Source organism: Chitinophaga sp. 22308, assembly GCF_052045305.1.
Lineage (GTDB): Bacteria > Bacteroidota > Bacteroidia > Chitinophagales > Chitinophagaceae > Chitinophaga > Chitinophaga varians_A.
The window spans coordinates 763870-783740 of record NZ_JBQEOP010000005.1; the positions used below are offsets into that span (position 1 = coordinate 763870).

Genomic DNA, 19871 nt, shown 5'->3' on the forward strand with positions numbered 1-19871 from the left:
CTTACTATTTCCCGCCACCATGGCGGGGCAGGCAGCCACGTGGCTGCATTCCGATGCGCGGGTAGGTATCTTCGGCAAAGACACCATCAGTATCTTCGGGGATATGGTCAATGAAGGGGATATTCTTTCCACATCCGGTTCCGTGGTAAATTTCTTCGGGCTGCGCTGGCGTAACAGCAACAACGCTACGATCCATGATGAAAGCATTGACGGCTTCAGTGCTGCCGGTGGACTATTCCGCTTCGCCCAGCCCGATCCGGCGCTGTACCAGCACATCACCGGCGGCTTCAGCGCGGTAATGAATACAGGCGCCAGCTTCCCAAATCTCAGCGTGGAAAGCTCTCCGGGCCTCATACTCGATGATCTCAGCGATATGAAAGTGGTAAACGTGCTGGATATACGAAAAGGACATATTTTCCTAAATGGCTGGAACCTCGTGGTTGGGCACCATACGCCGGGAGATATACGGCATTATTCTCCGCAGCGTTTTATCGTCACCGGCGGCGGCTTCCTGTACCGTAAACAGATCGCCGCATCCGACGGTACAGTCGTATTTCCCGTCGGTACCAGGCCTTCTTCCTTTACACCGGCGGCCATGGCCAACAAAGGCGTGACCGCAGATTTTCGTGTAGGCGTTACAGATAGCACCTTCCTGGACCTGACTACCGGTCGTAACTTATTACTGACAAGCGTCAACAAAACCTGGCAAATAGATGTGTCCCAACCGGACGCAGCTATCAACCTGTGGCTGGTGCACGGTTTGGGCGATGAAGGCCCGGTATATGAAGCTAACCGCAACACCAGCTACCTGGCCCGGTATCTTCCCTCCGGCTGGGACGTGGCAGCACAACGGGCAGCACCGGTATCACCGAATATCTTTTCCACCGCCGGGCCAGATAACCAGGCAGCCTACGGCGTCAGGGCATTCCAACATCTGACCACCACCAATTATTTTACCAGCCTGGTGGCAGAAACAGTCAACAGCCCGGAAACGACCACCCTGCAATACTTTGAAGCCGCTCGCAGCAGCAGCAATGCTGACAGCGTGCTGCTGCGCTGGATCACCGGCCGTGAATATTTCTGCGCCGGATTTACCATTGAACGTAAATACGCCGGCACTCCCAACTTCGACTCCATCGGCTTTGTAAAAAGCAGTGCGCCGGGCGGTATCAGCTATTTCCCCGTTGGCTACGCCGGTACTGACTATCAACCCAATGATAAATTTATCTTCTACAGAATTAAAGTTATCATGACCGACGGTAGTTACTTCTACGGGCCTGTTCGTCTCGTAAAAGGCAAAAACGCCAAAGGCGATATCACCGTATGGCCAAATCCGGTACGTGGCCGGGTAGTACACATCTATTATGGCGCCGGCCTTCACGTCAAAGCCATCGCCCTGCTGGATGTCCCCGGCAGGCGCATCCTCACACAGGAGTACCAGCAGCCGCTGCCTACCCGCAATTACTATGAACTGGACATCCCCACTTATCTGGCGAGAGGTATCTATTTCTTACAGTTTCTGGATGAAAATGGGCAAACTATACATACAGAAAAAATCGTATTAATGGAATAATGCAGATATTAAAATCCGCTTAAACTCTTTATGGCGCAGATATTTACACCATTGGGCAGGTTAACTTTGTGGTTGACGACAAAATCAAGTATAACCATTTACCATGCCTCTTGAAAAAAAGTTTCTGTCTGCGGCTTTTCTGCGTAAGCTCCACTGGAAGGAGCTGTTAGCCCTGTTATTTATTCTGTTGGCGATTTATTTTTTCCGTTCCCAACGCCACGAACTGAAGTCACTGGTGCCGGCTATTGAAAGGGCCGACCGGGTGTGGATAATAATTGGCGTTGCTGTAACGGGCATCTACATATTGTTGCAGGCATTGATGTACGTGTTCAGTTTCCGGTCGGTCGGTTCCCGACTAAGTACTTACCTGGGCACCGAACTTTTTCTGAAACGGAACCTGTTGTCCGTATTCCTGCCCGCCGGTGGCATTAGTTCACTGGCCTATGTGCCGCAAAGCCTGCGACGGGCACAGGTGCACAAACAGCAGATACACCAGGCTTCCGGCATCTACGGTTTTATTGGTATTCTTTCGGTTTTCCTGGTAGGTATTCCGGTAGTGATGTATGCCATGTTGCATACCGGCAGCATGAAAGATGCCGGCTGGGGCCTCGCAGCCATCTGTGCTTTGCTGGCGTTGGTAGTATGGCTGGTGCGGTCCATGCAAACCAAAGGTAGAGCCTATCAACTGCTGATACGGTACTTTCCGGCCACGGCGCACAAAGTGGACGAGATGTTTACTTTTCAGTTGTCATTGTCTTCTTTCACTTACACGGTGCTGGCTTCGGTGCTGATAGAAGTGGCCGGCGTGGCGCATCTTTATCTCAGTATGCTGGCCACCGGTGTCACCCCGTCGCTGGAAGCGGCCTGCGTAGGTTATATCGTAGCCACTATATTCCTGATTATCTCTCCCTTCCTGCGCGGACTGGGGGCCATTGAGCTGTCGCTGGCTTACCTGCTCAGCAACTACGGCTACAGCACCCTGCAGGCGTTAGAGATAACGCTGCTGTTCCGTTTGTTTGAATTCTGGTTGCCGCTGGCCGCCGGTATGGTGGCCTTTGCACTGAAAGGCCGCGACCTGGTGCTGCGCCTGTTGCCTCCTATCCTGATTTTCCTGCTGGGAATGGTCAACATATTCTCCGTACTAACGCCACCGTTAGCCTACCGTATGCATCTGCTGCGGGCTTATATCCCCGGTACATCTATCCATGCCTCCAATCTGCTGGTCGTATTTTCCGGGCTTATCCTGCTGGTGACGGCCACCTTTCTTTTCAGAGGGCTGCGCAGCGCGTGGATCGTTGCGTTATGTGTATCGTTGCTGTCCGTGTTTGGCCACATCGGCAAAGCACTGGACTATGAAGAGGCCAGCCTTGCGCTGGTAACCAGTTTCCTGCTGCTGGTCACCGCCCGCCAGTACCGCGTAAAAAGCAATCCGCAACTGGTCAATATCGGTGTGGTTACAGCGGTAGCCACTTTCCTGCTGGTATTGTTTTTCGGCACCATCGGCTTTTATTTTCTGAACGTAAGACACTTTGGTATTGACTTCACCTGGCAACAGTCCCTGCGGCATGCTTTCCACTGCTTTATGCTGCTGGAAGATGATGGCTTGCAGCCTGTAACACGGTTTGCGCGCGAATTTATGTCGGCCATCCGGGTACTGGGCGTCAGCTCATGGGCCTTCCTGTTTTATACGATCATCAGACCGTACCTGCATGTATCAAAACATAACAACACCACGCTGGAGAAAGCCCGCTTCTACCTGAGCCAGTATGGGGATTCTCCCATGGACTACTTTAAAGTGGGAGAAGATAAAATCCTGTACGTATCCGATCAGTACGAAGGTTTTATTGCTTACCGGGTAGCCAGCAGTTTTGCTATTGTGCTGGAAGAACCGGTTTGTAGTGAAGACAATAAATTGTTGCTGCTGGAAGAGTTTGAACAACAATGTAAGAAGATGGGCCTGCGGCCTGCTTTTTACCGGGTAGATGAAGACAGCACCTATTATTTCAGTCAACTGAAGAAGAAAAAGATGCTGATCGGGCAGGAAGCCATTATGGACATACGTGACTTTACGCTGAGCGGCAAGGACAAAAAGTCCCTGCGTAATGCGCTCAATAGCCTGGCCAACAAAGGTTATGTGACCCGGTTGAATCCGGCGCCGCAGTCCACCGCCATGTTATCCGCGCTGAAAGTAGTAAGCGATGAATGGCTGCAGCAGTATGAAGTCAAGGAGATGACTTTTTCGCAGGGACTTTTCGATGCAGTTGCTATGCGCGACCAGGACGTGATCACTGTTACCGATGCGGACGGCAACATTGCCGCCTTCCTCAATATCATCCCGGATTATGCGCCCGGCGAGTGTACCTATGACCTGATACGTAAGCGTACCAATGCGCCAGGCGGCGTGATGGACGCGCTGATCATTGCGCTGATACAGGACGCGCAGGACAAGGGCCTGCAATACCTCAACCTGGGCATGGTGCCCATGTCCGGTATCAGTCAACCGGAGAACACCGCCGAAAAGATGGTAAAATATGCCTATGAGAAACTCCGCTTCTTCCGGCATTACCAGGGGTTGCGGGAGTTCAAGGACAAATATGCCACCATGTGGACCAACAAGTACCTGATTTACGAACACGATTTTGATTTGATCCAGCTACCGGTAGCCCTCAGTAAGGTGATGCAGCCCTGAGTACGGAACAGATTTTGATTTGGAGGAAGGAGATATCTTTGTATATGCTAACCAGAGATTTATTACAGACAGGCAGGTGGTGGCTGATGGGAGTATTATTATGTTCCGCTTTACAGTTGCCCGCGCAAACCAATGTGAACAAATTGCCCGTGCAGGTAAAAGCGCCTCCTGCCGGCAGTACAGCGCCACTTATTCTTTACATTACCGGAGATGGCGGTATGAAGAAGTTTTCCGCCAACATGATTGAAGCGTTTCAGCAGCACAACTATCCGGTAGTGGCGTTGAATGCACTGAAATATTTCTGGAATAAAAAAACGCCTCAGCAGGCGGCCACGGATGTAGCGGAGTTGATCCGCTATTACCAGTCGGCCTGGAGCAGCAATCACGGGGTGATACTAATTGGGTATTCCCTGGGCGCCGATGTGTTGCCTTTCATCTACAATCAGCTACCGGAAAATATTTCCTCCCAGGTGACGCAGGTCGTGTTTTTATCTCCTTCCCGTTTTACAGATATGGAGGTGCATATTTCCGATATGCTGGGCAGGTCGTCCAGCAAGGGGATGAACGTCACTGCTGAGATGAACCGTATTGCTGACAAGCCGGTGTTGCTGGTATTTGGGGCCGGGGAGAAGGATTTTAACCTGGCTGATCTTACGATTGCGCATTACAGGAAGCTGGTATTGCCGGGAGGACATGCCTATGATGAAGATGCCAATGGCGTGGCGGGCAAGATATTGTCAGCTATCCGGTAATTCAAATCGCTGACGGGTATGGGCATGAGGAGATCAACCGGAAGAACGGTTATTGGTCGTCCGGTTGCCTGTTATTACAGGAAGTTATCATGATATCCTTATCAGCTTTCCATTACCTTTCCGGCCATAGCGGTGGAGAGGGATGCAAGGGCCTGTTGACTGACAGGGATTTTGACATTACCGATCATCAGGTAATTTTCCCCCAGCCGGGTAATGTGGCGATATGACACTACGAACCATTGATGTACGCGCAGGAATGCAGACATGGGAAGCTGGGACATGATCCAGTCAAGCGTTTCCATGGTAGCGAGGCGTTTCTCCTGCAGGTGTAGCAGGATGTGGTCGTTCATCACTTCGAGGTACTGCAGCTCATCGTACGGTATCTTTTCATGCTGGTCACCGCAGCGGAGCGTAAAATAATTACGGGACATAAGATTTGTTTTGGTAGCGATTTGCGATAAGATTGTCTGTGAATATAAGAAAGAAGCAGGTGACTGGAGAGAAACCTGCGTGTAATCTAAAATCTAATCTAAACCGCGTTATAAAAAAGTCTTTTTATATGGGACCCCGGTTTGAGCCGGTTAGGGAGCAAACGGGGTTATTATTCATCTCAGTAAATATGAGAGGAATAAAGCAGGAATTTGTTAATCACTTGTAAAGATTTTAAGCTTAATAAAAAAATGGACAGGACAGGAATGCGACTCCCTGTTGGCTGTCCATTTTTCAAGATGTAACAAAAGATTCGTACTAACAGGGGTAGGCCTGCTGGTGTAAATCTTAGGCCCACTGGGGGCGGCTGAAGCGCAGTGATTACCTGTCGGTGATCTGTCAGGTGAATCCGGGCGCCGACTTTTTACCAGAGATTGATCAGGAGGAGCATCATTACTGCACCAGCGGCGGTAACCAGGTTCTTGGAGAACCGGATGTTGAATCCACCTTTTTCTGAGTAGTAATAACTTTCTTTGTACCGGTCGTACTCAATGGGAGCACCTAACTCCTTCATCATTTTGAGGAATTCATAGAGTGTTCGTTCGGAAATACGAAGCCGCTTGGCTAACTGAGCGGGTTTACCGGTCCCTTTGATCCTGATTAGGTAATCAATGGTTTGTAGTCGATCAAAATAACGCTTTGGCATGTGGCATAGAGGGGCTTAACGGTTATATATTGAATTTACGATAATAACTAAGATTAAACCAGATTTCCCATATATATATTTTATTATAAATATTAGTAAACTGATTTAAACGGGTTTCTCTCTAAAAATCGGCTGCGGGTCAATGGCGCTGATGCGGTTGTTTTGCGTACTTTTTCTTAACGTGTGAACAGATAAAATATTGGATATAAGCAGAAAAATGGGGCTACTGCAATAATGCTGCATAGATGATGTCAGCAAGTGCTGCGCCGTGGTCGACAGTGGGGTCTGGCGGCCTTGTTGCATAGATGCTGCCGTTTTTGCCTACCACGATGAGCGCGGGATAACGGCTGATGTTGTACTGTTCCAGCACAGTGGCAATTTGTCCGTCGGCCCACAGCTGTACGCCGGGATACTTCGGAGAGGCGTTGCTGTTACAGTTGATATGTACAAATACCACCTCTTCTTTATTGAAGCAGGTATTGATTTCCGAGAGGGAAGGCAGCAACTGGTCGTCTGCGTCATAGAAATGCAGCAGCACCACTTTACCGGCAAAATAATTCAGGTTGACGGGGTGGCCCGCGCTGTCCGGAAGGCTGAAAGCCGGTGCCGGCATACCTTTGCTGATACCTTTCTTTATTTTTCCGTACTTGGCTGCGATGGCCTGCTTGCATGCAGCATGCTGCACGATGGACAGATAATCCTGCGCACAATTTGCCAACACTTCCTGTTGTCCACCGGCAGCAAGACTTTGCAGCAACTGATGCGCCAGCAGTTTATCCCGCAGGATGCCCGTATAATGTGATTTGATCCAGTCATAGATCTCCCGGTCGGTACACTGACTGTGCTGCTGCATAAAATAATCTGCTTCCGCTTTCTGCAGCAGGTAATTCAGATAACGTATAGCCAGGGCCGTAGTATCAGAAGGAACAATGGCCGGCAAAGCGGGCATGATAGCCTGCCGGTACAGGGAAGCCTGTTCAGCCACAGCCATCCCTTCCGGTGAAGCATGCCAGAGGCAGGCTATCATCCTGGCAGCGGTTTCCCCGAGCACATTGGCCCGTACGACCGCATACTCAGATGCGGGAAGGCTGTCATGATAATTTTGCAACACCGCTTCCGCGGCCGTCATTTGCTGACGGTACCATGCCACCCGGGAAGGCACATCATCCTTTACCGGCTGTGACACCCGCTCCTGCGCCCTGCGCGAGAGATATTGCGCCCGGCAGGCCGGTGCACCGTTTCCTGCCAGTATTAATGTATCATCGGTAAAATTCAGTGAGAGACTGTCACCAGGCCGCAGTGTGCCATAAAAGTTGCGCGGCCCGCCGGCATCCAGGTAAAAAAATAGTACCGCCATAGGTTCCGCCGGCAGCCGGAAACAAAAAGTGTCTTTCTGTAGTAAGGTATCCTGGCTTTTTGCCGGCAGCACGCCCGGCTCACTCCACCATGAAACCGATACCGGTTGGCCTTTCCCTCCTTTCACCCTGCCTGAAATAGTGGTAAATGCCTGCGCAGACGCCTGCTGCGCTATCATCAGGAATCCTACTGAAAACAAAAGCGACAGTTTTAGATGACATTGCATACACGATAATTTTAGGGACATGAAAAATCCCCACAGTAAAAACCGCAGGGGGTTGTATTCACAACGATAGTAAATGAAAACTCTGATGTTTTGAGCTGTTTTAGTTTTTTTAGGATGCGGCCATTGTGTTTTTTCGATCACAATGATAGATGGAATTGCGAATTGAAATGTTAATGAGATCTAAACATCTGCTTATTAACAAAAAACGGTAAAAAGAGGCACCAATGGGGCAATTACGACAGCTTTGTAGAAATCGATTGAATAAAGGGACAGGCCCGTCGGAACGCGTGGGCGAAGCGTGCAGGCGAAAAATGCAGGTGCAGTGTATAGGTTAGCGTAGACTGTAGACGAAGAGCGTAGACGAAGGGCGTATAAATTTATAAAAACGTATATCCGACAAAGTTAGTCGCTAAATATTAAACCAATATACCAGCTTCAACACCAATGCCCTGTTTTTCACATAAAAAGGCTCCGGCAAATAGTTATCCGTATATACTATAAACAGATCGGAAGCCGGGCGGTACCGCCACTGAAAGCGGGTATTCAGGTTGATGTTTTTCTGCTGTTCGTTGTACTGCATAAAACCGGTAAAGAACAGTGTATTCGTCATCGTTACATCCAGCCGCGGGCCTACCAGCCAGAAAGAGTTATTGCCCCATGGCTGTGGCAGCCGTATATCATTATAGTTGGCACTGAGCGCAATGCTCACATAAGGCTGGAAACGATAGCCCAGCTCCGCATTGGTCATCAACCGTGTGCCCTCTTCGTAGTACCCGCCGTACCGCGCCGAGAAAGCGTAGGTGAAAAGGCTCTGGGGCTTGGACACATAATCCGCGCCGACGGTGTTCCAGTTATGCCGGGTGCCTGTCTTCAGGCTGTCTTTACGGGTATTGGTCGGATCGAAAGGATTCAGCAATTGTATATACGTGTTGGAAGCCCATATATTCAGGGTATTACGCTTGCGGAAAACGATCCCGTAGTTCAGCATGGATTCATTATCGGTACGGTGGAAATTCTCGTCCATAAACCAGGTGCTCGTCACCTGCGGCCCATGGCTCAGCACAGCGCCTGACTGCGGAAAGAAAAGCCTCGTCACCTGTGGCATCACTTTAATATAGCCTTGTCGCGGCACATAACCCACTTCGGCGTTGTAGTTCCGCCCTACATACTCATGCTGCCAGCTGATGTTCCACACTTTGCTGGTATATTGCAGGTTGGCTGCGTGCGCAAAGTCATGACCGGTCCTGCCAGGGCTGTACGACTTCAGCAACATGGCTTTGCCTGTCCAGAAGTTATTGGAAGAGGCCAGGTTGTACTCCAGGCCTACGTTTCTGTTATACCGGGAATAAACAGGTTTGTCTTCCACTTTGGAGGGATCATAATTCAGTGATTCCTTGTTGATAAATATGAAGCCCACATTAGAGCGGGAAAACACCCGGCGCTGCAAAGCAGCCACAGTAAAGTTCTGTGCCGGCAAACCGGTCTCCTCCTGTTTGCCTGTTTGCATGTTCATCACTCCGAGGCGCCAGTCTTTATTCAACTTGCCACTCAATCGCGCGCCAAAATGAATGGGCACGCCAAGGCCTATACGCCGTGAGAAAAAAGGCCGTATGGTGCTGTAGCCGAAATTGGAGAACTGGTCCCCGTTTTCCAGAAAAAACTGCCTTTTTTCTGGAAAGAACAGTTCAAAACGGTCCAGGTTAGTGACCTGTTTGTCCACGTCCACCTGGGAAAAGTCAGGATTAACCGTCAGGTCGAGGTTTAAGGAAGAAGTTACTGCTACCTTGGCGTCGAGGCCAACGTCCCGGCGGAACTTGGCAGGCGTGCCCTTGTCATAATCTTTGGCTATACCGCCCAGGAGATATGGTATCAGGGAGATGTTAGGACCTGCCGCGGGCGGCACCGTGTCCCAGTCGAGGCTGCCGGTATAGGCCAGCGATGCGGTGGCAAACTGCCGCGGTACCGGCGCCCAGGCGGACTTCTCCGTGGTTTTGAGGTCGTTACGGCTGAAGTTGATGCCCCAATGTGTAATGCCTTTTTTATAACGGATCGTCTTAAAGGGGATAGCCGCTTCAAAAACCCACTTGTCTTTATAATTCTTTACGACGGAAGTCCATTTATTGTCCCAGCTAAGGTCCACTTTGCCACCGTCATACATCAACCCGTCCCATTGCGCACCGGCTGCATTGGCGCCGAAAGAGAAGCCATTGGTCTGATCATCAAAAGGGTCCATAAACAGCAGGAAATTATCATTCTTCAGGAAAGCGAAATCCCGCCTGAGCGACTCCACCATATACGGCCCGGCATCCGGCGTATAACTTTCCACCAGCAGGTAGATGTGCTGCTGATCGTAAGTCATGCGAACATCGGTGCGTAGCCTGGCGGCACTGGTGTCCATTGGTAGCACCATATGAAAATTACCGGCTATGTCTGCATCCTGCCAGGCTTGTTCATCAATGACACCGTCAATTTTGACGGCCGAAGTGGCTTTCTTTATCCGCAGATGGAATGATTCGTTTTTCTTTTGCTGCTGAGCCTTTGCCGCCAACGATACATTTATACAGCATAAAAGGCACAAGAGACGTGGAATGGTACGCACAGTTTGGTTGTTATGGGTTGAACGAACAAAATACAAAAAAGGGAAAACGGCGTTAGAAAAAAAGGATAAGAGGCAAACAGGAATTACAAATTACGAATTACGAATTACGAATTGAGGGCTTCTTTTATGGAACGGTTACTTAATAACTGCTCTATAAAAGAAGCCCTCAATTCGTAATTCGTAATTTGTAATTCGTAATTAACTCCTGTTATTTTTCAGCTGCGCGCTGGGTTGTGGCACTTTCACGGTAGTAGTACGGCTGCTGCGGCCGCGGGTATTAAACACCCTTACTTTCACTACTTTGCCACCGGCCTGGATGGGGCCGTTGTATACCGGGCTCTTTAACGTAGGCTCTTCACCGTTAGTAGTATAACGAATCACCAGTCCTGGCATCTGCACATTTACTTTTACAGTGCCTTCGTCTACAGATACGCCGGCAGTAGGAATACGCCAGTTATAGCCGCCATTGTAATAGTCCAGTCTTGGCATTTCACGTTTGCCCATTACATTGGAAAACACGCTCCATGCCTGTGCATACATGGCATCAGCCCTGGCGGTGTCTTTTTCAGTGGCCCATGCCGGGTCCTGCGCCCATGCTCTTTCTGCAAGACCGAGCAGCTTAGGCAGCATCATATATTCCATCCGGTCGGAAGTGGTCACGGTTTCGCTCCACAACAAACCCTGCAGGCCACGGATATTGGACTGCCCAAAGCCTGTCAGCCTGTCTTTGCCCACGAACATGGCAGGTGTTACGGGATTACCTCTGCCATCTACCTTGGAGTTTTTATAATAATCGAAAGGAATGAAATAGAATGGTTTGTCTACATCCACAAAACCGCCCCAGTAGAATCCCGGTTCATCGAAGGATTTCATGGCGGCCATGTCAAAATAGAAATTGCTCACGCCGGACAGGATAATTTTGTAGCCTGCATTCGCCAGGCGATAGGACAGATCTTCCTGTCCGCCGCCGATAACATTGTTCCATACGTTGAGCTGGAAATTGTCATTGGCAAAGTCCGGATTGGGAATGCTGGCCGCTTCGCCATCGATCGTGGTTTTACGCATACCGGCTTCTTCCCAGCCGGCTGTTTCCAGTCCGCGGGCTTTCAGCAGGTCATTCACTTTACGATAGTAGTAGTACCACAGGTCGTTCACATTTTTGATGCTTTTATCCTGCTGCATAAGGGCCAGGCAGGCAGGGGATTTTTCGAACACGCCATGAGGCACTTCGTCACCGCCCATATGCACAGCCGTCAGTGGCGCACCGGCTTCTTTATACATGGACTGCAGTTCATCCACCACTTTCTCCAGGAAACGGTAGGTAGAAGGCAGGGCGACGTTCATCACGTTGTCGTTCCAGTTCTGTACGGAGCGGTATTCGGATTTATCTTCCAGGTCAGAGAGCAGGTATTCGGCGGCTTCTTTGTCTTTACCAGCCGCTTTGAGGCGATAGTAGCGGGACTCCATGGATTTTACCGCAGCGCGGGCATGGCCCGGCGTTTCTATTTCCGGCAGTACACGTATATGCCTTTCCGTTGCATAACGCAGCACTTCTATAAAATCGGCGCGGGTGAGGTAACCGGAGCCGGCAGCGTTGCTGGTGTCTGGGCCGGAACCATAAGATGGCGGCAGCATATTTTTCCAGTCGGTGCTGTGGCCACGTTTGGCGCCGACCTGCGTTAACTCCGGCAGGGAAGGTATTTCCAGGCGCCAGCCTTCATCATCGCTGAAGTGGTAGTGCAATACGTTCAGTTTATACAGCGCCATTACATCGAGGATACGCAGCAGGTCACGTTTACTATGGTAGTTACGGGCCACATCTATCATGAATGCGCGGTAGTTGAAGCGCGGGTGGTCGCTCACCTGTACAGCGGGAATGCTGACAGATTTCTGCACCGCAGACCATGCAGCAGGTGCTATCAGGGATTTGAGGGACTGAATGGCATAAAAAGCGCCTTCGTCGCTACCAGCGGTGATGGCAGCGCCTTCAGGCGTCACTTTCAGTGTATAGGCGTTGGCGGCCAGGCTTTTATCCAGCTGGAAGGTCACCGTTTTTTTACCGGGAGCGCGTTTGCCCAGCAAAACCGTCATTTCGTTTTCGAGGAATTTGCCTGTTGCCTCCAGGCCGGCATCTGCCCTGACCACCGGGGGAGCATCCAGCACCAGCGTCCCGCCGGAGGCGGTAACAGACACCGGTGTGGGGAAAATCAATGGCAGCTGCGAAGCAGGTATGTCCTTAATGGCAGCATTCTGTTTAAATATATCCGTTGGCGTTATAACGGCTGTTTTATCGCCGGGATAACGCATAAGTTGTTTCGCGGTAGTAGAAGGGCGGATAGTATAGTCCTTTATGGGCAGGCCCGTTTCTTTCTGATCGTCCCATACGAGGTACAGGCCAGCCGGGGCATCCGTGAAGTTAACAGCCCAGGCGTCGCCTACGATGCCCAGCTTCAGGGAATCTCCCGGTTTGATGCCGGCAAAATCCGCTGTGGGCGTAAAGCGGTACAGGTCGCCGTTGATGCCCTCCACTTTTATATTCCCCGGCAAAACGCCATCCTTTACCGTACGCACGAAGTTGAAATACAACTCCCAGCCTTTGGCTGGAAAGGGTTTGTCGCTGGTGTTGACAAACGTGAAGGTAGACAGGAAATTGGCTTTTCCCTGGTAATTGTTTTCCCCCACTTCCCAGCTGGTTTTCAAGCGGGTAGCGTCAAACGGAGCAGCTTTTTTGGTCTGGGCAAAAACGGAGGTGCCGGCGAGCAACAGTCCCGTTGTCATGAGTTTCCCTAAAAACTTATGCCTGATCATGTTTTGAATAAATTAAAAAACGATAAAAATGAATGCTACAATGGTTATGAATACAGGTGGATGAAAATGGCATTGGTACCGGTCGTGTCTATCACCCTCCATAGCATCCGTGTAATATAAAACCTATCCGCCATAAATACAAATAAGCGTACAGCAGGCCCCTGGCTGCAACAATAGGCCGGATGCTTTTGTTAATCGATTGCAGTATGACGGCACCGTTCTGAGGATATTTTATTTAACTTTAGTAGCCTAACGATTAAACGATTTATTTTATGGCAAAAGCGTTTATTGGATGTTCGATTGCAAGCTTGATTCTCATCATTGGTCTTGGTTTCTTTTTTCCCTGGGTTTACTGGTTGCTCATTCTTGTCTTGCCGCTCATTATTATGGGGGCCATGGACATGATGCAGACAAAACATGCTATCATCCGCAACTACCCCATTTTCGGGCGTATGCGTTACTGGATGGAGGCTCTGCGTCCTAAGATCTACCAGTACTTTGTGGAGAGTGATATTGACGGCAGCCCGGTGAACCGGGTAGACCGGTCCACTATTTATCAACGGGCCAAGCGGGAACTGGACTCGCAGCCTTTCGGTACACAGTTCAACGTATATGCGGAAGGGTATGAATGGATGGCCCATTCCATACAGCCGCACGATTTTGACACGATGAATAAAGACCCGCGGGTGGTCATTGGTGGCCGTGATTGCCGCCAGCCTTATTCAGCCAGCATCTTCAATGTGAGCGCCATGAGCTACGGATCGCTCAGTTCCAATGCAGTAGAGGCATTGAACGGAGGTGCCAAAATCGGCAATTTTGCGCATAACACCGGTGAAGGTGGCATCAGCGATTTCCATCTGAAACAGGGAGGCGATATTATCTGGCAGATTGGTACCGGTTATTTCGGTTGCCGCGATGAAGATGGTAATTTCTCTGACAAACTGTTTGCAGAAAAAAGCGTGCTGCCACAGATAAAAATGATTGAGTTAAAACTCTCACAGGGCGCCAAGCCTGGCCATGGCGGTATCTTACCGGCAGCTAAAAACACTCCTGAGATAGCCGCTATCCGCCACGTAAAACCACATACCACCGTCTACTCCCCTCCTTTCCACAAGGCCTTCAACAGTCCGCGGGAGATGATGCTTTTCATCAAAAAGCTGCGTGAGCTGAGCAACGGCAAACCAATCGGTTTCAAGCTGTGCATCGGCCAGCACCGGGAGTTCTACGCCATCTGTAAAGCGATGATGGAGGCAGACATCTACCCTGATTTTATTACGGTAGATGGCGGAGAAGGCGGTACCGGCGCTGCGCCGCCGGAATTCTCCAACTCCGTGGGCATGCCGCTGATGGACGGACTGGCTTTTGTGCATGATACGCTGACAGGTTTCAACATCCGTCACCATATAAAAATCATTGCATCCGGTAAAGTGCTGACAGGCTTCCACTTGCTGCGGGCACTGGCTTTAGGGGCAGACACCTGCAACAGCGCCCGCGCCATGATGATGGCCCTTGGCTGCATACAGGCGTTACTGTGCAATACCAACCGCTGTCCTACCGGCGTAGCCACACAGGACAAATGGCTGGCCGCCGGCCTTGTAGTGGATGACAAAAAACAACGGGTGGCCAACTATCACCGCGACACCATTGAGAGCGCCGTGGAACTGACAGCTGCCATCGGTCTTCCCGACCCGCATAAAATTACCCGCCGGCATATCTTCCGCCGGGTGTTCATGAACCAGATCCGCACTTTTGAAGATATCTATCCCAGCACCCCGCAGGGTTTCCTGCTGGAAGGCCAGATACCTGCCCATCTGAAGGAACAGCTGGACACCGTGACGACAGACACCTGGAATTTCGGGATATAGCGTATTTCCGGCCTGTCCGAATTAAATAATCAGGAAACTTATGACTGATACAGGGCGCGGGCGTTATCGCGACAAATTTTCTCTGCCAGTGAAAGCGGGAAATTTTTGGTAATCAGCTCCAGATCTGCCAGTGCGAAGGGTTTAGGCGCCCTCGTTGATGGCAGGTCTGTACCAAATACCAGTGCAGCCGGATTGATAGCGGTGATTTGCCGCATGGCGGTGACCACATCAAAATCGCAGCGGCTAAAGCCGGTAGCTTTAACGATCGCGCCCTTTTCCACCAATGGCAGCAGGTGTTTGAAGCCTGCTTTTGACAAGCCCAGGTGATCGATCACGATCTTAGGGAGCTTATGCAGCGTGGTGGAAATACCGGGCAGTTGCCGGGAATCAACGTACAGCTCCACATGCCATTTAACAAGGTCATACACCCTTTTACCCAGTTGTTCCAGGTATTGAATGCTTTCTGATCCGCCCCGCTGAATATTGAAGCGTACAGCGCGTACGCCCGCATGGTGCAGTGCGACGATTTCCTCGTCGGTTGTATTGGCAGGGATTTGTGTAACGCCTGCAAAACCCGGCCCCAATGCGTTTAAGGCCGCCAGCAGGTATTGTTGGTCAAAACCCTGAAAAGAGCCGGACACCACTGCGCCGCCGGTTACATTCAAATGAAGCGCTGCCACTCTTTCGCGGTAATCGTCAACAGTAAAGGTAGGGGGAACGTATCCGTTGTTGGGGATCAAAGGATACCTGGGGTCAATAATGTGCAAATGTGCATCATATATGGGCTTATCAAACATAAAACTGAGAATAACATGATTACTACTTATTCGCCTGATGCGTTTATCGCATTAAAGTAACGGTTAATTACTGAATAAAAAATAATTTGTTTGGTGCAATATATAAATCTCTCCAAGTCAAAATTATCTTCCTGCAACAAACATATCAGGCGAATCAGCAGGCATTATATTATCATAGTTCCATGGCGGAAGCAGCTGCCTCGTCCACAAACCAGTGCAGCTCACCCTCCTGCGGACGGATCAGCTGGGAAGGGAATTTATCAGCGTCGAAAGTGCCTTCTATTACGCTCTTCAGCGTGAGCGCCTTATTAGCGCCCGTAGTCAGGAACAGCACACAGGCCGCATCGTTCACTACCGGAGCAGTGAGCGTGATACGGTACATGTCCTGCGCAGGCAGGAAAAATGCTTTCACCCAGGCTTCCTCTTCATGCACCACCGGCATACCGGGGAAGAGGGACAAGGTATGACCGTCGTCACCCATTCCCAATAACACCAGGTCAAAGGTCAGCTCTTCATCCTTGAAATATTTACGCAGTATTTGTTCATACTCAAGGGCAGACTGCTCAGGGCCAATGTCTGTGCGCATTACATGGATATTATCAGGATTTACCGGCACTTTGTCCAGCAGCACGTCATAAGCCATGCGGGCGTTGTTGCGTTCGTCTTCAAAGGGCACAGCACGTTCATCGCCCCAGAAGAAATGTATTTTTTCCCACGGAATAATTTCGGCATAAGGAGGTTTTGCCAGCAGCGAGTATAACTGTTTGGGGGTATTACCGCCGGACAGTACAAAGGTGAACTTTTCCTGGTCCTGTAATACTTCCTGTATATAGTTGCTGATCCAGGCAGCCACGTTTTCACTGAGCTGGGCGGGATCTTTGGCGATGTGTAGTTCCATAAAATCAGGAATTACGAATTACGAATTACAAATTACGAATTGAGGGTCCACTTTTGAAATGGTTACTAAGTAACTGCCTGAAAACGGCTCCTCAATTCGTAATTTGTAATTCGTAATTCGTAATTATTTAGAAGGTAAATTAATCCATGTATGTCCGTCTCTGGCGATAAGGGCGTCCGCGTCGTCCGGTCCCCATGAATCCGGGGCATAATTCGGAAAGTCTTGCGGGGTGCGGTTTTCCCATGTCTCCAGGATAGGCATGATCACTTTCCAGGCAGCATCTACCTGATCGCCGCGCATGAAGAGGGTGGCATCACCTTCCATCACGTCGAGCAGCAGGGTTTCGTATGCTTCCGGTGCATGTTCGCCATTGGCGTCTTCATAATTGAAGGTCATATCTACAGGGTCCAGTGTCATGGTCTGACCGGCACGTTTGGCCTGGAAGCGGATACGGATATCCATTTCCGGCTGAATGCTGATCGTGAGCCTGTTGGGGCGCCATGTCTGGGCTGCTTCCTGCGGAAACGCGTAGTGAGGCGCTTCCTTGAACTGCAGGATGATATTGGTCGCTTTCTGGTTCAGGTATTTACCGGTGCGCACATAGATAGGCACACCCTGCCACCGCCAGTTGTCGATGTAGAATTTCACTGCCGCGTAGGTTTCCACGTTGGATTTAGGGTCTACTCCTTTCTCTTCGCGGTAACCGACTACTTTTTCCCCTCTTTTCCAACCGGAAGAATATTGACCGCGTACTGCGAATTCGTGCACTTTATCCGGTGTAATACGGCGGATGGCGTTAAGCACGTCCACTTTTTTATTCCGGATTTCATTGGCGTCGAAAGACACGGGGGCTTCCATACCGATCATACAGAGGACCTGCAGGATGTGGTTCTGCACCATATCACGCAGGGCGCCGGCCCTTTCATAATAACCGCCACGGCCTTCGAGGCCTACGCTTTCTGCTGCCGTGATCTGGATGTTATCAATGAAGTTACGGTTCCATACCGGCTCGAAGAGCGCATTGGCAAAGCGGAAAGCCAGGATATTCTGGATGGTTTCCTTGCCCAGGTAGTGGTCTATACGGAAAATCTGTTCTTCGGTAAATTTAGAAGCCAGCAGCTCATTCAGCTCGTGAGCGCTTTGCAGGTCATGGCCGAATGGTTTTTCGACCACGATGCGGGTACAGTGCTTGTCACTGCACAGGTTGAGGTTACCGAGGCGGGTGGCGATATTGGGCACCAGCTGCGGCGCTACCGCCAGGTAAAAGATAACGTTAGGATGTACGCCCCATTCCTCTTCTTTCTGCTTCACGAAATCGGCCAGCTTGGAATAGGCAGCAGCATCTTCCGCGTCCATCTGGAGATAAGTCACATGTTGACTAAAATCTTTCCAGTGGCCGTTTTGTTCACCTTTTCTGCGGGAGAATTTGGTGATACCGTCCAGCAGGTGGGTACGGTAATCGTCGTCGGAATACGGGCTGCGGCCCAAACCGGCAATAGCGAATTGCTCGGGCATCCAATCGTCGAGGAAAAGATTGTATAACGCAGGTGTTAGTTTTCGGTAGTTTAAATCGCCGCTGCCCCCGAAAATAAAGAGGATGGAAGCAGGAGGGCGTTTATGGATCTGCATATATTAAATTAATAATGAACTTTATTAGTTGTTACGCTGCCATTCGGTGTGGAAAGTACCAGGGATGTCTGTCCGCTGGTAAGTATGCGCACCGAAATAGTCGCGCTGGGCCTGTATCAGGTTGGTCGCCATTCTGCCGGTACGGAACGCGTCGAAGTAAGACAGGGCAGACATGAAGCCTGCGGCCTGTATACCGGCTTGTGCCGCCTGTGCCACCACGCTGCGGGTGTTGGCTTCCACAGACTGTACGAGGTAGGCCACGCCTTTGTCCAGCAGGATATTGGCCAGGTTGGCGTCTTGCTGGTAGGCCTGTGTGAACACTTCCAGGAGGGAAGAGCGGATAATACAACCGCCTCTCCATACTTTCACTACTTCCGGCAGCGGGATTTCCATCTGCAGGTCGCGGGAAGCTTCGTGCAGCATGGCTAGTCCCTGTGCATAGCTCAGGATAGTGGCGAAATACAGGGCATCATGCACCTGTTTGATCCACATGTCACGGCTTACATGAATGGTCTGGTCCGGCGCGGTGTACAGCTTTTCAGCTTCCAGGCGCTGGTCTTTGTAGCCCGAGAGTGTACGCATCGCTACCGCTGTGTCTATCACCGGTACTGCCACCGGCAGTTCCATCGCGTCTTGTGAAGTCCACTTGCCGGTGCCTTTGGAGCCGGCTTTATCAGAGATCACGTCCAGCAAACGGGCGGATGTTTTATCATCCTGTTGTTTGAAGATGTCTGCGGTGATTTCCACGAGGAATGACTGCAATGCGCCATTGTTCCATTCTGCAAATACCTGGTGCAGCTCGTCGTTATTGAGTCCTGCGCCTTTCTGCAACAGGGCATAACTTTCACTGATCAGTTGCATAATGGCATATTCAATACCGTTGTGCACCATTTTAACGTAGTGGCCGGCACCTTCTTTACCGAGGTAGGCCACGCAGGGAGTGTCTTTTACTTTGGCCGCAATGGCTTCCAGCATGGGCCTCACCTTGGCATACGCGTCGAGATCGCCGCCCGGCATAATGCTTGGGCCTGTACGGGCGCCCTGCTCTCCACCGGAAACGCCCATCCCCATAAAGTGGATGCCTTTTTCGCGGAGGTACTGGACCCGGCGTAAAGTGTCAGTATAATGGGAGTTCCCCCCGTCTATCACCACATCGCCCTGCTCCAGCAGCGGGATGAGGGATTCAATTACATCATCCACCGGCTGACCAGCAGGTACCAGCATCATCAGCTTGCGCGGACGTTCCAGCAGTTGTACCATGGTAGCCAGCTCTGCAACTCCTTTCACGGTTGTTCCGGGAGTTGCGGCAGATTCCAGCGCGGCATTTTTAGCAGCGTCTTTATCAAAGCCGATCACGGAAAAGCCATGATCCGCCATGTTGAGTAACAGGTTCCGGCCCATTACCCCCAGGCCAATCATTCCAAAGTCATATAAGCTGTTTGCCATATTGAAGTGTAGTTAAGCTAAAGGAGATGTAAAAGTAGGGAACAATTACGAATTACAAATTACGAATTACGAATTGAGGGCCCGCTTTCTGGCAGATT

The 19871-nt window shown here is 50.5% G+C and carries 13 protein-coding genes; 4 read left to right on the forward strand and 9 right to left on the reverse strand.

Annotation, left to right across the window (positions count from 1 at the left end; translation table 11 throughout):
• The first annotated feature begins 19 nt into the window (after nucleotides 1–19).
• From ACTJJS_RS23480 to ACTJJS_RS23490, 3 genes are all read left to right on the forward strand, one after another.
• Nucleotides 20–1573, forward strand: a complete 1554-nt coding sequence (locus tag ACTJJS_RS23480; protein WP_440665455.1) for a T9SS type A sorting domain-containing protein — start codon at nucleotides 20–22, stop codon at nucleotides 1571–1573.
• A gap of 103 nt (nucleotides 1574–1676) precedes the next feature.
• On the forward strand, nucleotides 1677–4262 hold the full coding sequence (locus ACTJJS_RS23485; RefSeq protein ID WP_440665456.1) for a phosphatidylglycerol lysyltransferase domain-containing protein: 2586 nt from the start codon (nucleotides 1677–1679) through the stop codon (nucleotides 4260–4262).
• Between the two features lie 44 nt (nucleotides 4263–4306).
• Entirely contained in the window at nucleotides 4307–5014 is a 708-nt protein-coding gene (locus ACTJJS_RS23490) for an AcvB/VirJ family lysyl-phosphatidylglycerol hydrolase (RefSeq protein WP_440665457.1), read from the forward strand.
• 101 nt (nucleotides 5015–5115) lie between these two features.
• Here the strand turns inward: ACTJJS_RS23490 and ACTJJS_RS23495 are convergent, their stop codons facing one another.
• From ACTJJS_RS23495 to ACTJJS_RS23515, 5 genes are all read right to left on the reverse strand, one after another.
• Nucleotides 5116–5445 (reverse strand): LytR/AlgR family response regulator transcription factor, encoded by a 330-nt coding sequence (locus tag ACTJJS_RS23495; RefSeq protein ID WP_440665458.1) that lies wholly within the window; start codon nucleotides 5443–5445, stop codon nucleotides 5116–5118.
• 422 nt (nucleotides 5446–5867) lie between these two features.
• Entirely contained in the window at nucleotides 5868–6020 is a 153-nt protein-coding gene (locus ACTJJS_RS23500) for a hypothetical protein (protein ID WP_235021499.1), read from the reverse strand.
• A gap of 352 nt (nucleotides 6021–6372) precedes the next feature.
• On the reverse strand, nucleotides 6373–7731 hold the full coding sequence (locus ACTJJS_RS23505) for a peroxiredoxin family protein (RefSeq protein ID WP_440665459.1): 1359 nt from the start codon (nucleotides 7729–7731) through the stop codon (nucleotides 6373–6375).
• 409 nt (nucleotides 7732–8140) lie between these two features.
• Complete coding sequence (locus ACTJJS_RS23510; protein WP_440665460.1) at nucleotides 8141–10279, reverse strand: DUF5916 domain-containing protein; 2139 nt, start codon at nucleotides 10277–10279, stop codon at nucleotides 8141–8143.
• Between the two features lie 249 nt (nucleotides 10280–10528).
• Nucleotides 10529–13138, reverse strand: coding sequence for a family 20 glycosylhydrolase (locus ACTJJS_RS23515; protein ID WP_440665461.1), 2610 nt, complete (start codon nucleotides 13136–13138; stop codon nucleotides 10529–10531).
• A 401-nt stretch (nucleotides 13139–13539) separates the two neighbouring features.
• Between ACTJJS_RS23515 and ACTJJS_RS23520 the strand changes: the two genes are divergently transcribed.
• Nucleotides 13540–15003, forward strand: coding sequence for an FMN-binding glutamate synthase family protein (locus ACTJJS_RS23520; protein WP_440665462.1), 1464 nt, complete (start codon nucleotides 13540–13542; stop codon nucleotides 15001–15003).
• Between the two features lie 38 nt (nucleotides 15004–15041).
• Here the strand turns inward: ACTJJS_RS23520 and ACTJJS_RS23525 are convergent, their stop codons facing one another.
• From ACTJJS_RS23525 to gndA, 4 genes are all read right to left on the reverse strand, one after another.
• The gene (locus ACTJJS_RS23525) at nucleotides 15042–15800 is read right to left on the reverse strand and encodes an amidohydrolase family protein (protein WP_440665463.1); all 759 of its coding nucleotides are present in this window, start codon (nucleotides 15798–15800) and stop codon (nucleotides 15042–15044) included.
• A 172-nt stretch (nucleotides 15801–15972) separates the two neighbouring features.
• Complete coding sequence (gene pgl, locus ACTJJS_RS23530) at nucleotides 15973–16698, reverse strand: 6-phosphogluconolactonase (RefSeq protein ID WP_168871603.1); 726 nt, start codon at nucleotides 16696–16698, stop codon at nucleotides 15973–15975.
• 123 nt (nucleotides 16699–16821) lie between these two features.
• Entirely contained in the window at nucleotides 16822–18327 is a 1506-nt protein-coding gene (zwf, locus tag ACTJJS_RS23535) for a glucose-6-phosphate dehydrogenase (RefSeq protein ID WP_168871602.1), read from the reverse strand.
• Between the two features lie 24 nt (nucleotides 18328–18351).
• Nucleotides 18352–19773 (reverse strand): NADP-dependent phosphogluconate dehydrogenase, encoded by a 1422-nt coding sequence (gene gndA / locus ACTJJS_RS23540; protein ID WP_168871601.1) that lies wholly within the window; start codon nucleotides 19771–19773, stop codon nucleotides 18352–18354.
• Nucleotides 19774–19871: the final 98 nt, after the last annotated feature.

Excerpts from the sequence above, each read along its gene's own strand:
- ACTJJS_RS23500 (WP_235021499.1), bottom strand. The coding sequence starts at position 6,020 with ATGATGAAGGAGTTAGGTGCTCCCATTGAGTACGACCGGTACAAAGAA.
- ACTJJS_RS23525 (WP_440665463.1), bottom strand. The coding sequence starts at position 15,800 with ATGTTTGATAAGCCCATATATGATGCACATTTGCACATTATTGACCCC.
- ACTJJS_RS23515 (WP_440665461.1), bottom strand. The coding sequence starts at position 13,138 with ATGATCAGGCATAAGTTTTTAGGGAAACTCATGACAACGGGACTGTTG.
- pgl (WP_168871603.1), bottom strand. The coding sequence starts at position 16,698 with ATGGAACTACACATCGCCAAAGATCCCGCCCAGCTCAGTGAAAACGTG.
- ACTJJS_RS23480 (WP_440665455.1), top strand. The coding sequence starts at position 20 with ATGGCGGGGCAGGCAGCCACGTGGCTGCATTCCGATGCGCGGGTAGGT.
- ACTJJS_RS23520 (WP_440665462.1), top strand. The coding sequence starts at position 13,540 with ATGATGCAGACAAAACATGCTATCATCCGCAACTACCCCATTTTCGGG.
- zwf (WP_168871602.1), bottom strand. The coding sequence starts at position 18,327 with ATGCAGATCCATAAACGCCCTCCTGCTTCCATCCTCTTTATTTTCGGG.
- ACTJJS_RS23495 (WP_440665458.1), bottom strand. The coding sequence starts at position 5,445 with ATGTCCCGTAATTATTTTACGCTCCGCTGCGGTGACCAGCATGAAAAG.
- ACTJJS_RS23505 (WP_440665459.1), bottom strand. The coding sequence starts at position 7,731 with ATGCAATGTCATCTAAAACTGTCGCTTTTGTTTTCAGTAGGATTCCTG.
- gndA (WP_168871601.1), bottom strand. The coding sequence starts at position 19,773 with ATGGCAAACAGCTTATATGACTTTGGAATGATTGGCCTGGGGGTAATG.
- ACTJJS_RS23490 (WP_440665457.1), top strand. The coding sequence starts at position 4,307 with ATGCTAACCAGAGATTTATTACAGACAGGCAGGTGGTGGCTGATGGGA.
- ACTJJS_RS23485 (WP_440665456.1), top strand. The coding sequence starts at position 1,677 with ATGCCTCTTGAAAAAAAGTTTCTGTCTGCGGCTTTTCTGCGTAAGCTC.